This window comes from Daejeonella sp. (assembly GCF_044348475.1).
Taxonomy (GTDB): Bacteria; Bacteroidota; Bacteroidia; order Sphingobacteriales; family Sphingobacteriaceae; genus Daejeonella.
Genome location: NZ_JBIKSU010000015.1, coordinates 39438 through 50089, shown reverse-complemented (window position 1 = coordinate 50089; position 10652 = coordinate 39438). Strand labels below are relative to the sequence as shown.

Below are 10652 nucleotides of genomic sequence, written 5' to 3'. Positions count from 1 at the left end.
GCAGCAGGCAACGTTGGTAAATTGGTTATTGCAGGTTCTACCTCTGGAACTACAATCCTGAATGCCAATGCTACTGCAGAAGCTGGAACAGTTACGCTTCCAATTACTGGAACCTTGGCTACCTTAGACGGTACAGAGATTTTAACCAATAAAACCCTTGCTGCTCCGGCTCTTGGAACTCCAGTATCCGGCATAATGAACAATGTAACAGGGACAGCAGCAGGTTTAACTGCAGGCACTGCCACTAACCTTGCAGCCGGACTAGGCGGACAGCTTCCATACCAGTCAGCCCCAGGAACAACTGCGATGCTAGCTAACGGATCTGCAGGACAGGTTCTTCAAAGTAATGGAACAACGCTAGCCCCAAGCTGGGTTGCTGCAGCCACAGGCGATATGACTTTAGCCGGCGTTCAAAGCATCACTGGAGCGAAGACCTTCGGAGCAGCAGGCAACGTTGGTAAATTGGTTATTGCAGGTTCTACCTCTGGAACTACAATCCTGAATGCCAATGCTACTGCAGAAGCTGGAACAGTTACGCTTCCAATTACTGGAACCTTGGCTACCTTAGCAGGAACAGAAACCTTCACTAATAAAACGCTGACATCTCCAAACGTAATCAGACCGGTAGTTTCTTCAATATTAGTAGATGGATCATTTATATCCACAAAAGGTTTAACAGGGACTAATGTTGATGCCGAAAGTGCTGTTTTAGGTACAAATTTAGCTGGTACCGTTAAAATTGTTATTTCTGGAGGAAGTGGTTCTGCAAATGAAAGATTAATTGAAGTTTTATATTCAGAATCATTTACTGGTGGTTCATATCCAATTCTTTATCCGGCCAATAAACATGCAGCTGAACTTTCTGGCTTTACACAGGTGTTTGTTAAGGGTTTTACCAATAAGTTTGAGATTACCTCAAGTTCAATTGGACTTCCGGTTAACACTTATATTTGGAATTATCAGGTTGTTGGAAAGATTGCTCCTTAAATTATTAATCTTTTTCCTTTCACTTCCCAGTCAACTCCTCAATCCTATTTCTGACCGTTTGCAGCTCACGTGCTAGTTTTTTTTCACGTTCATTGGCTTTAGAGCGGTTTTCGCGAAGTTCTTCAAAAAGCTGATCATAAAGTGCGGTGCGATAGTTGGCTTCTTTAACCGCGCTGCGCATCCTTAAAATGGCATAAGCAAGTACAGCAACAAGCAGGAGCAGAGCGCCCCATAAATATAGATAGTTGTTCGAACCGTTAACAGATTGGTCTAATGTGTTTAGTTCACCGATAGAAGATCCTGAAGCTTTTAAATTATCAATCTCAACCTTCATAGCGCTGATACGCTGAGAACTTTTATCAAGTTCAGCTTTGCTTTGCTTCAGTAACTTCTTGTGCTGGAGCAAACTATCATTCACATTCTTCCAGAGCTCTATAATCGTAGGTTTCGTACCATTCTTATTGAAACCTAAGCGGTTAATCATTTCATTATATTGCTGTGAAAGTGTATCTGATTGTACTGAAGCCTGTCTTACCGCAATAGAATCTGCTGAAGGCACCTGCCCAAATGCATTTGTGGCTATACCTATAATAAGTAGTAAATAGAATAATCTGCTTAATCTCATGTTTATGGTATTTTTTATTACAAATAACTGATTTATAATGGGTTTATTATAATTAATTTTCTGCTTTCAGCTTTATACTTAATACTTATAACTTATTACTTATAACTTAAAACTTATCACTTATTACCCCCCTTCCCCCCTTCTTTAAATAAATTAAAAAATAATCACCCAACTATTTGATAATTAATAAGACTTTCCTATCTTTGCCCTCCCTTTATAGGGGTTTACTATGTCTTGAACGAAGCCCTACTGCTTCGATGGACACAAATTGATTAAAGAAAATGTCAGGAATTATTGGAAAAAAAGTAGGAATGACCAGCATATTCGATGCTGAAGGGAAAAATATCCCTTGTACAGTGATCGAAGCTGGACCATGCGTAGTAACCCAACTACGTACCGTCGATACAGACGGCTACACAGCAGTTCAGTTAGCTTTCGACGACAAGAAAGAGAAAAACACAAGCGGTCCATTGAAAGGGCATTTCACAAAAGCTAAAACTACTCCTAAGCGTAAGCTTGTTGAGTTTAAGAATTTTGAAGATGTGAAAGCTCTTGGAGATATTGTAAGTGTTGAGATCTTCGCTGAAGGCGATTATGTCGATGTAGTTGGAACTTCAAAAGGTAAGGGTTTTCAGGGTGTTGTAAAACGTCATGGATTTGGTGGTGTTGGTGGTCAAACTCACGGACAGCATAACCGTTTAAGAGCTCCAGGTTCCCTGGGTGCATCTTCATGGCCTTCTCGTGTATTCAAAGGTATGCGTATGGCAGGCCGTATGGGTGGCGACCGCGTCAAAATTCAGAATCTTCAGGTTTTGAAAGTTTATACAGAGCAAAACTTATTAGTGATTAGCGGTTCAATTCCGGGAGCTAAGGGTTCTTACGTAATCGTTGATAAATAAGAAGATGGAAGTTAAGGTTATAAATATATCAGGTAAAGAAACAGGTGCCAAGGTGCAGCTTCCTGATGCGATCTTCGCAGTAGAACCAAACGATCATGCGATCTATTTAGATGTAAAGCAATACTTGGCAAATCAGCGCCAAGGAACGCATAAGTCTAAGCAACGTAATGAGATCGCCGGATCTACCAAAAAATTATACAAACAAAAAGGTACAGGTGGTGCCCGTGCAGGATCTATCAAATCTCCATTATTTAATGGTGGTGGTCGTGTATTCGGTCCGCAGCCACGCGACTACAGTTTCAAGCTGAATAAAAAGCTTAAATCTTTAGCTCGTAAATCTGCACTTACCTACAAAGCAAAAGATAATAACATTGTTGTTCTCGAAGCGTTCTCTTTTGACTCGATCAAAACTGCAAACTACGTGAAGATCATGGCAGATTTAAAACTAACTGATGCTAAAACATTATTAGTATTGCCAGCTGCAAATAACAATGTTTATTTATCAAGCAGAAATTTAAAGAAAGCAAAAGTAGTTACTGCAGCAGAATTAAATACATATGATGTATTGAACTCAGGAACTTTATTGCTAACTACAGAAACTGTTAAAACATTGGAGGAGGCGTTCGCTAAGTAAGATGGAAATTTTAAAGAAACCAATTCTAACCGAGAAAGCATCAGCTTTAACTGAAAAGTTAAACCGCTTCTCATTCAAGGTTGATCACAGAGCCAACAAATTAGAGATCAAAGGTGCGATCGAAAAAATGTATGGAGTGAATATCCAGGCTATCAATACGATAGTTGTTTATGGAAAAACAAAATCGCGTAACACTAAGGCTGGTGTTGTAACAGGAAATGCTCCTAAGTACAAAAAAGCAATAGTAACGCTAAAAGATGGTGAAACCATTGACTTTTACAGCAATATTTAATTAAGACATGGCAGTAAGAAGATTTAAACCGGTTACCCCGGGTACTCGTTTCAGAGTAGGAGGAGTTTTCTCTGATGTAACTACTAACGTTCCAGAAAAATCGTTAGTTACTAGCATCAAGAATTCCGGTGGTAGAAATAATTCCGGTAAAATGACTATGCGTTATCTCGGTGGGGGACATAAAAAGTCATACCGATTGATTGATTTTAAACGCGATAAAAACGATATCCCCGCAACTGTTGCCACAATTGAGTACGATCCGAATCGTAGTGCACGTATCGCCTTGGTAAATTATGCCGATGGTGAAAAACGTTACATTATTGCTCCGGAAGGCTTAAAGGTTGGAATGAAGGTTGTTTCAGGTGAAGCTTCGGCTCCTGAAATCGGAAATGCACTTCCTTTGAAGAACATTCCGTTAGGATCTATCATTCACAACATTGAACTTAACCCCGGACAAGGTGCGATTATCGCACGTAGTGCAGGTGCTTATGCTCAGCTTTCAGCACGTGATGGTAAATATGCAATCATTAAAATGCCTTCTGGCGAAACCCGTATGATCCTAGCTACTTGTATGGCAACTATCGGAACTGTTTCAAACTCCGAAAAAGCAAACGAAGTATTAGGTAAGGCAGGTAGAAAACGTTGGTTAGGTCGTCGTCCAAGAGTAAGAGGTGTAGCAATGAACCCAGTCGATCACCCAATGGGTGGTGGTGAAGGTAGATCATCAGGTGGTCATCCTCGCTCAAGAAAAGGTTTATTAGCGAAAGGCTTTAAAACCCGCGATAAAAAGAAAGCGTCTGATCGTTACATCATAGAGAGAAGGAAGAAATAATGGCACGTTCAATAAAAAAAGGACCCTATATAGATCATAACGTAGCGAAGAAAGTAACTGCGCAAAATGAGGGTAATAAGAAAACTGTGATCAAAACTTGGTCACGTAGGTCAATGATTTCTCCGGATTTCGTAGGTCATACATTTGCAGTTCACAACGGAAATAAATTTATTCCTGTATATGTAACTGAGAACATGGTTGGGCATAAGCTTGGTGAATTTTCTCCAACCAGAACATTTAGAGGTCACTCTGATAAGAAAAAATAAGCAATGGAAGCAATAGCAAAACTAAATAATTGCCCTACCTCACCACGTAAGATGAGATTGGTTGTTGATCTGATCAGAGGTGAACGGGTTGAGAAAGCCTTATATATTTTGAAATTTACCAATAAAGAGGCTGCAATAAGAGTTGAGAAACTTTTGTTATCAGCAATCAAAAATTGGGAATCAAAAAATGAAGGTCAACGCCCTGAAGACAATGAATTGTTTGTAAAAACAATTATGGTTGATGGCGGACGCCAGTTAAAGAGATTAAGACCAGCTCCACAGGGTCGCGGACATAGAATTCGTAAGCGTTCTAACCACGTAACTTTGATAGTTGACAGTAAAAATAGTGAACCAATAACTAAGTAAGGAGAAATGGGACAAAAAGCACATCCAATAGGTAACAGATTAGGAATCATCAAAGGTTGGGATTCTAATTGGTTTGGTGGGAACGATTACTCCGAGAAATTAGTTGAGGACGAAAAGATCAGAAAATACCTGGCAGCACGTATTTCAAAGGGCGGAATATCCAAAGTGGTTATTGAGCGTACATTGAAGCGTATCACCATCACTATCCACACTGCCCGTCCGGGTATCGTGATTGGGAAAGGTGGTCAGGAAGTTGACAAGATCAAAGAAGAACTTAAAAAACTGACAAAGAAAGACGTACAGATCAATATATTTGAGATCAAACGTCCTGAATTAGACGCACAATTAGTAGGTGAAGGAGTTGCAAAGCAATTAGAAGCAAGGATTTCTTTCCGTCGTGCCATGAAAACTTCAATCGCATCAACCATGCGTATGGGAGCTGAAGGTATCAAAATTATGTGTTCAGGTCGTTTAGGTGGTGCTGAAATGGCACGTACCGAGCAATATAAGGATGGACGTGTGCCTTTGCATACATTCCGTGCTGATATAGATTACGCTTTATCTGAAGCGCTTACTACATATGGTAAGATCGGTGTTAAAGTTTGGATCATGAAAGGCGAAGTTTACGGAAAACGTGATCTTTCTCCAAACATTGGTCAAACAACCGGAGTAAAAGGTAGAGGCCCTGAAGGTAGCGCAGCACCATTTGCTGGTGGCGGCGAAAGACGCGGCGGTGGCGACAGACGTACTGATAATCGTGGTGGTGGTGGCGACAGACGCGGCGGTGATAACCGTGGCGGTGGTCAAAATCGTGGCGGCGGTCCAGGTGGTCAAAATCGTGGTGGTAATGCCGGTGGCGCAGGTGGTTTTAGAGGTAAGAAATAATTAAGAATTAGTAGTTAGTGATTAGTAGTTAGTAGTTAGTATTACAAAACAGTATTTACAACAAACTGAAAGCTAACCAACTCGATAGATATCGGGTAGTATCTAACCAACTAATAACTAACAACAAAATAAAAATAATAACATGTTACAGCCAAAGAGAACGAAGTTCAGAAAGATGCAGAAGGGCAAAATGAAAGGTCTGGCCGGTCGCGGTGCAGAATTAGCCTTCGGTTCTTTCGGAATCAAATCATTAGAGCCGGCCTGGATTACCAGTCGTCAGATAGAAGCTGCCCGTATTGCGGTTACCCGTTTCATGAAAAGGGAAGGTCAGGTTTGGATTCGTATTTTTCCAGACAAGCCAGTTACGAAAAAGCCTGCTGAAGTACGTATGGGTAAAGGTAAAGGTGCTCCTGAGTATTGGGTAGCAGTTGTAAGACCTGGTAGAATGATCTTTGAAGCTGAAGGTGTACCTTTAGAAATTGCAAAAGAAGCCATGCGTTTAGCTGCTCAGAAATTACCGGTTCAAACAAAATTTGTTATTAGAAGAGATTTTGTAACTGAGTCGTAAGTTATAAGTTATAGGTTATAAGTTTCTGACCCAACGCCTATAATTGAACTTTAAACTTAAATACAAAGAGTTTTAAGTGAAATAGTTAAAAGTCTCCGATTTGTGACTTGCAACTTACAACTTACAGCTTACAACTAAAAAGAATATGAAGAATTCAGAAATACAAGGATTAACAACTGAAGAAGTTGTTGCCCGAATTAATGAAGAGAAAGCCAATCTCACAAAAATGAAATTTGCTCATTCAGTTTCAGCTATTGAGAATCCTACTAGGATCACAAAAGTTAGAAAAGATGTAGCACGTTTAAACACAGAATTGACTAAGCGCAAGGCGGAAGCAAAAGCATCTGCTGCGACAGAGTCCGCTTCTGAATAAATATAAAGTCCAAAATGGAAAGACAATTAAGAAAAACAAGAACCGGGTTGGTAGTAAGTAACAAAATGGAGAAATCTATTGTTGTTTCTGTTGAGCGTAAAGTGAAGCACCCGATTTATGGTAAGTTCGTTAAGAAAACTACCAAATTTATGGCTCATGACGAGACTAACACGTGCGGTATCGGTGATACAGTGTTAATCATGGAAACTCGTCCGCTGAGTAAGACCAAGAACTGGAGATTAGTGGAAATTTTAGAAAGAGCTAAGTAACATGGTACAACAGGAATCAAGACTGAATGTTGCTGACAACAGTGGAGCTAAACAAGTGTTAGTTATCCGCGTTTTAGGTGGTACTGGAAAGCGTTATGCATCCATAGGTGACAAAGTAGTTGTCACCGTAAAGAGCGCTCTTCCATCAGGTAACATCAAAAAAGGATCTGTCTCAAAGGCAGTTGTTGTGAGAACAAAGAAAGAGATCAGAAGAAAAGATGGATCATATATCCGCTTTGACGATAATGCAGCTGTATTGCTGAACGCTCAGGACGAGCCGCGTGGAACACGTATATTCGGCCCTGTAGCTAGAGAGCTACGTGAAAAACAATTCATGAAGATTGTATCATTAGCACCGGAGGTTTTGTAAAATGGAAAAGAAAATAAAATCACAACCTAAGTTAAAAATCCGTAAAGGAGACCTAGTACAAGTTACTGCAGGTGATTCTAAAGGAAAACAAGGAAAGGTATTAGAAGTTCAGCTAGCTACTAGCAGAATTATAGTTGAAGGTGCCAACATGGTATCTAAACATACAAAACCAAATGCTGCCACTCCAAACGGAGGTATCATAAAGAAAGAAGCCAGTCTTCATATTTCTAATATTATGCTTGTTGATGCCAAAACTGGTAAACCAACTCGTGTAGGTAAACAGAAAAATGCTGATGGTAAATCAATACGCATCTCTAAAAAATCTGGGGAGGAAATTAAGTAATGGCTTACGTACCAAGATTAAAATCAAAATATAACGAGGAAATCGTTACAGCTTTAAAGGATAAATTTCAGTATAAAAGCGTAATGCAGGTTCCTCGCTTGCAGAAAATTGCAATCAACCAGGGTGTTGGTGCAGCTGCAACCGATAAGAAGTTAATTGATAATGCAATCAATGAAATGACCACTATTACTGGTCAGAAAGCGATTCCTGCAAAATCTAAGAAAGATATTTCTAACTTTAAATTACGTAAAGGAATGCCAATCGGTGTTCGTGTAACATTACGTGATAATCATATGTATGAGTTCCTTGATCGTTTGATCGCTGTAGCTTTGCCTCGTATTCGTGATTTCAAAGGAATCAATGATAAAGGTTTTGATGGCCGCGGAAACTATACATTAGGAGTAACTGAGCAGATCATCTTCCCTGAGATCAATATCGATCAAATCAATAAGATCATGGGTATGGATATCACTTTCGTAACTACTGCTAAAACAGATGTTGAAGCTTTAGAATTACTTAAGCAATTCGGTTTACCATTTAAAAATCAAACTACAATTCAACAATAATGGCTAAAGAAGGTGTAAAAGCACGTGAAGTTAAACGTGCCAGATTAGTTGCCAAGTTCGCAGATAAAAGAGCAGCCCTAAAAGCTGCTGGAGATTTTGAAGGTCTTGATAAATTACCTAAAAATTCTTCACCGGTACGTTTACACAATCGTTGTAAATTAACTGGTCGTCCTCGTGGTTATATGCGTCAGTTTGGTATTTCAAGGGTAACATTCCGTGAAATGGCATTGGCAGGTAAAATCCCGGGAGTACGTAAGGCATCCTGGTAATAAAGTTTAAAGTTGTAGGTTTTAGGTTATAAGTTGTATAACCAGTAAATCAAACAACAGTTTATAAGATCATAACACCTTTAGGCGTTTTGAAACTTACAACTTACAACTTAATACTTATAACTTAAGAATTAACCGATAGCAGGTCGTTCCGAATAGGTTGGAAAAGGAAACCACTATCAAAATAAATAAATAATGAATACAGATCCAATAGCAGATTATCTTACGAGAGTAAGGAATGCCATCAAGGCTAACCACCGCGTTGTAGAGATACCTGCATCGAACCTTAAAAAAGAAATGACAAAAGTTCTTTTTGACAAAGGGTTCATTACTAATTACAAGTTTGAGGATACGAATACTCAGGGAACGATTAAGATCGCTTTGAAGTACAATCCAATTACTAAAATCTCGGCTATTCGCAATATTTCACGTGTGAGTACTCCAGGTTTAAGAAGATATGCTGGTGTTGATAACATGCCACGTGTATTAAACGGTTTAGGTATCGCTATTCTTTCTACTTCTAAAGGTATTATGACTGATAAAGAAGCTAAGAATTTGAATATTGGCGGTGAGGTTTTATGTTACGTTTATTAATAGGAGGATAAGAGAAGATGTCAAGAATAGGAAAAGCCCCGATTAATATTCCAGCAGGTGTTACAGTATCAGTTTCTGATGTTAACCTGGTAACCATTAAAGGACCAAAAGGTGAATTATCTCAGGATGTAGATTCAGATATAAAAGTTGTTCAGCAAGACGGTATACTTACTGTTGAACGTCCTTCTGAGCAGAAGCGTCATAAAGCTCTTCATGGTTTATATCGTTCATTGATCAATAACATGGTTGTTGGTGTTACTGAAGGATACAAATCAGAACAAGAACTTGTTGGTGTTGGTTACCGTGCTACCAATGTAGGAAATACACTAGATCTAGTTTTAGGATTCTCTCACCATTTCGTGTTTGAATTACCAAAAGAGATTAAGGTTACTACTACATCAGAAAAGGGTAAGAATCCGGTAATTATATTAGAGAGTATCGACAAGCAATTGTTAGGACAAGTAGCAGCGAAAATTCGTTCACTACGTGCCCCTGAGCCTTACAAAGGTAAAGGTATCAAGTTTGTAGGTGAAGTGTTAAGAAGAAAAGCTGGTAAATCAGCCGCTAAAAAATAATCATCATGGCAGGAATTAAATTATCTCGCAGAGAGCGAATCAAAAGAGGAATCAGAAAGAGATTAACAGGTTCTGCAGAGCGCCCGCGTTTGTCAGTGTACAGAAGCAATAAAGGGATATATGCTCAGATTATCGATGATAATAGCGGAATTACCATTGTTTCAGCATCATCTTTATCTAAAGATTTTGTTGCAAACGGAAACAAATCTGATCAATCAAAAGCAGTTGGTAAATCAGTAGCAGAGAAAGCATTAGCGGCTGGTGTAAGCCAAGTTGTTTTTGACAGAAATGGCTACCTGTATCATGGTCGTGTGAAATCATTGGCTGAAGGTGCACGTGAAGCTGGTTTAGTATTTTAATTAGCATCGGTTACAGCGATCATAAATCAATAATATCGGTGTTATCATAAAATAAAGAGAATGTCAACTATCAATATAAAAAGAGTAAAATCAAGCGAGATCGAATTAAAGGATCGCTTAGTTAGCATCCAGCGTGTTGCTAAAGTTACCAAAGGTGGACGTACCTTCAGTTTTTCTGCTATCGTAGTGGTAGGAGATGAAAACGGAATCGTAGGATTCGGACTTGGTAAGGCAAAAGAGGTTACAGAAGCAATTGCTAAAGGAATCGATGATGCAAAAAAGAACCTAGTAAAAGTTCCTGTAATTAACGGTACTGTTCCTCATGAGCAGATCGGTAAATACTCTGGAGGCTTCGTATTTATTAAGCCTGCTGCACCGGGTACCGGTGTTATTGCAGGTGGTGCGATGCGTGCGGTACTAGAAAGCGCAGGGGTACATAATGTACTTGCAAAGTCAAAAGGTTCATCTAACCCGCACAACGTGGTTAAGGCAACTGTATTAGCACTATCACAATTACGTGATGCTTATACTGTAGCTCAGCAGCGTGGGGTGAATTTAAATAAAGTATTTAACGGATAAT

Annotated in this window: 20 protein-coding genes; 19 read left to right on the top strand and 1 reads right to left on the bottom strand. The window is 39.3% G+C overall.

The genetic code is table 11. The features are described from left to right. A partial coding sequence (locus ACIQZ6_RS05825; RefSeq protein ID WP_395809096.1) for a hypothetical protein occupies positions 1–987 on the top strand: 987 nt, incomplete at its 5' end. A gap of 19 nt (positions 988–1006) precedes the next feature. Here the strand turns inward: ACIQZ6_RS05825 and ACIQZ6_RS05820 are convergent. After that, positions 1007–1612 carry a hypothetical protein gene (locus ACIQZ6_RS05820; RefSeq protein ID WP_395809094.1) on the bottom strand — a complete coding sequence of 202 codons (606 nt, stop codon included), beginning with the start codon at positions 1610–1612 and terminating at the stop codon, positions 1007–1009. A 281-nt stretch (positions 1613–1893) separates the two neighbouring features. On the opposite strand from ACIQZ6_RS05820, the gene rplC reads away from it, so the two are divergent. The 18 genes from rplC to rpsE all read left to right on the top strand — a co-directional run bounded on the left by rplC (position 1894) and on the right by rpsE (position 10651). After that, positions 1894–2511: a 50S ribosomal protein L3 gene (rplC, locus tag ACIQZ6_RS05815; protein ID WP_395809092.1), complete on the top strand. Its 618-nt coding sequence runs from the start codon at positions 1894–1896 to the stop codon at positions 2509–2511. Positions 2512–2515: 4 nt separating this feature from the next. Beyond that, on the top strand, positions 2516–3145 hold the full coding sequence (rplD, locus tag ACIQZ6_RS05810; protein ID WP_395809090.1) for a 50S ribosomal protein L4: 630 nt from the start codon (positions 2516–2518) through the stop codon (positions 3143–3145). Position 3146: 1 nt separating this feature from the next. Further along, the gene (rplW, locus tag ACIQZ6_RS05805) at positions 3147–3437 is read left to right on the top strand and encodes a 50S ribosomal protein L23 (RefSeq protein WP_090706520.1); all 291 of its coding nucleotides are present in this window, start codon (positions 3147–3149) and stop codon (positions 3435–3437) included. Positions 3438–3444: 7 nt separating this feature from the next. After that, positions 3445–4269, top strand: a complete 825-nt coding sequence (gene rplB / locus ACIQZ6_RS05800; RefSeq protein ID WP_306550745.1) for a 50S ribosomal protein L2 — start codon at positions 3445–3447, stop codon at positions 4267–4269. Beyond that, a complete protein-coding gene (gene rpsS, locus ACIQZ6_RS05795) occupies positions 4269–4535 on the top strand; it encodes a 30S ribosomal protein S19 (protein WP_090706517.1) in 267 nt (88 codons plus the stop codon). The genes rplB and rpsS overlap by 1 nt, the downstream gene beginning before the upstream one ends. 3 nt (positions 4536–4538) lie before the next feature. After that, positions 4539–4901: a 50S ribosomal protein L22 gene (gene rplV, locus ACIQZ6_RS05790; protein WP_090706515.1), complete on the top strand. Its 363-nt coding sequence runs from the start codon at positions 4539–4541 to the stop codon at positions 4899–4901. A 6-nt stretch (positions 4902–4907) separates the two neighbouring features. After that, entirely contained in the window at positions 4908–5786 is an 879-nt protein-coding gene (gene rpsC / locus ACIQZ6_RS05785; protein ID WP_395809087.1) for a 30S ribosomal protein S3, read from the top strand. A 142-nt stretch (positions 5787–5928) separates the two neighbouring features. Further along, positions 5929–6354, top strand: coding sequence for a 50S ribosomal protein L16 (rplP, locus tag ACIQZ6_RS05780; protein ID WP_395809085.1), 426 nt, complete (start codon positions 5929–5931; stop codon positions 6352–6354). 145 nt (positions 6355–6499) lie between these two features. Then, the gene (rpmC, locus tag ACIQZ6_RS05775) at positions 6500–6727 is read left to right on the top strand and encodes a 50S ribosomal protein L29 (protein WP_395809083.1); all 228 of its coding nucleotides are present in this window, start codon (positions 6500–6502) and stop codon (positions 6725–6727) included. A 14-nt stretch (positions 6728–6741) separates the two neighbouring features. Continuing rightward, positions 6742–6996 carry a 30S ribosomal protein S17 gene (gene rpsQ, locus ACIQZ6_RS05770; protein ID WP_090706510.1) on the top strand — a complete coding sequence of 85 codons (255 nt, stop codon included), beginning with the start codon at positions 6742–6744 and terminating at the stop codon, positions 6994–6996. A gap of 1 nt (position 6997) precedes the next feature. Continuing rightward, positions 6998–7366: a 50S ribosomal protein L14 gene (rplN, locus tag ACIQZ6_RS05765; protein WP_306550751.1), complete on the top strand. Its 369-nt coding sequence runs from the start codon at positions 6998–7000 to the stop codon at positions 7364–7366. 1 nt (position 7367) lies between these two features. After that, positions 7368–7709, top strand: a complete 342-nt coding sequence (rplX, locus tag ACIQZ6_RS05760) for a 50S ribosomal protein L24 (protein WP_395809081.1) — start codon at positions 7368–7370, stop codon at positions 7707–7709. Continuing rightward, positions 7709–8275, top strand: coding sequence for a 50S ribosomal protein L5 (rplE, locus tag ACIQZ6_RS05755; RefSeq protein WP_306550753.1), 567 nt, complete (start codon positions 7709–7711; stop codon positions 8273–8275). The genes rplX and rplE overlap by 1 nt, the downstream gene beginning before the upstream one ends. Beyond that, entirely contained in the window at positions 8275–8544 is a 270-nt protein-coding gene (gene rpsN, locus ACIQZ6_RS05750) for a 30S ribosomal protein S14 (RefSeq protein WP_090706504.1), read from the top strand. The genes rplE and rpsN overlap by 1 nt, the downstream gene beginning before the upstream one ends. Before the next feature lie 192 nt (positions 8545–8736). Continuing rightward, complete coding sequence (gene rpsH / locus ACIQZ6_RS05745; RefSeq protein ID WP_395809100.1) at positions 8737–9138, top strand: 30S ribosomal protein S8; 402 nt, start codon at positions 8737–8739, stop codon at positions 9136–9138. A 17-nt stretch (positions 9139–9155) separates the two neighbouring features. Further along, the gene (gene rplF / locus ACIQZ6_RS05740) at positions 9156–9713 is read left to right on the top strand and encodes a 50S ribosomal protein L6 (RefSeq protein WP_395809079.1); all 558 of its coding nucleotides are present in this window, start codon (positions 9156–9158) and stop codon (positions 9711–9713) included. Between the two features lie 5 nt (positions 9714–9718). Continuing rightward, positions 9719–10072: a 50S ribosomal protein L18 gene (gene rplR, locus ACIQZ6_RS05735; protein ID WP_090706499.1), complete on the top strand. Its 354-nt coding sequence runs from the start codon at positions 9719–9721 to the stop codon at positions 10070–10072. A gap of 60 nt (positions 10073–10132) precedes the next feature. Then, a complete protein-coding gene (gene rpsE, locus ACIQZ6_RS05730) occupies positions 10133–10651 on the top strand; it encodes a 30S ribosomal protein S5 (RefSeq protein WP_090706497.1) in 519 nt (172 codons plus the stop codon). Position 10652: the final 1 nt, after the last annotated feature.

What these genes read in the sequence shown, in the direction of transcription:
- ACIQZ6_RS05820 (WP_395809094.1), bottom strand. Translation starts at nt 1,612, where the DNA reads ATGAGATTAAGCAGATTATTCTATTTACTACTTATTATAGGTATAGCC.
- rplC (WP_395809092.1), top strand. Translation starts at nt 1,894, where the DNA reads ATGTCAGGAATTATTGGAAAAAAAGTAGGAATGACCAGCATATTCGAT.
- rplD (WP_395809090.1), top strand. Translation starts at nt 2,516, where the DNA reads ATGGAAGTTAAGGTTATAAATATATCAGGTAAAGAAACAGGTGCCAAG.
- rplW (WP_090706520.1), top strand. Translation starts at nt 3,147, where the DNA reads ATGGAAATTTTAAAGAAACCAATTCTAACCGAGAAAGCATCAGCTTTA.
- rplB (WP_306550745.1), top strand. Translation starts at nt 3,445, where the DNA reads ATGGCAGTAAGAAGATTTAAACCGGTTACCCCGGGTACTCGTTTCAGA.
- rpsS (WP_090706517.1), top strand. Translation starts at nt 4,269, where the DNA reads ATGGCACGTTCAATAAAAAAAGGACCCTATATAGATCATAACGTAGCG.
- rplV (WP_090706515.1), top strand. Translation starts at nt 4,539, where the DNA reads ATGGAAGCAATAGCAAAACTAAATAATTGCCCTACCTCACCACGTAAG.
- rpsC (WP_395809087.1), top strand. Translation starts at nt 4,908, where the DNA reads ATGGGACAAAAAGCACATCCAATAGGTAACAGATTAGGAATCATCAAA.
- rplP (WP_395809085.1), top strand. Translation starts at nt 5,929, where the DNA reads ATGTTACAGCCAAAGAGAACGAAGTTCAGAAAGATGCAGAAGGGCAAA.
- rpmC (WP_395809083.1), top strand. Translation starts at nt 6,500, where the DNA reads ATGAAGAATTCAGAAATACAAGGATTAACAACTGAAGAAGTTGTTGCC.
- rpsQ (WP_090706510.1), top strand. Translation starts at nt 6,742, where the DNA reads ATGGAAAGACAATTAAGAAAAACAAGAACCGGGTTGGTAGTAAGTAAC.
- rplN (WP_306550751.1), top strand. Translation starts at nt 6,998, where the DNA reads ATGGTACAACAGGAATCAAGACTGAATGTTGCTGACAACAGTGGAGCT.
- rplX (WP_395809081.1), top strand. Translation starts at nt 7,368, where the DNA reads ATGGAAAAGAAAATAAAATCACAACCTAAGTTAAAAATCCGTAAAGGA.
- rplE (WP_306550753.1), top strand. Translation starts at nt 7,709, where the DNA reads ATGGCTTACGTACCAAGATTAAAATCAAAATATAACGAGGAAATCGTT.
- rpsN (WP_090706504.1), top strand. Translation starts at nt 8,275, where the DNA reads ATGGCTAAAGAAGGTGTAAAAGCACGTGAAGTTAAACGTGCCAGATTA.
- rplF (WP_395809079.1), top strand. Translation starts at nt 9,156, where the DNA reads ATGTCAAGAATAGGAAAAGCCCCGATTAATATTCCAGCAGGTGTTACA.
- rplR (WP_090706499.1), top strand. Translation starts at nt 9,719, where the DNA reads ATGGCAGGAATTAAATTATCTCGCAGAGAGCGAATCAAAAGAGGAATC.
- rpsE (WP_090706497.1), top strand. Translation starts at nt 10,133, where the DNA reads ATGTCAACTATCAATATAAAAAGAGTAAAATCAAGCGAGATCGAATTA.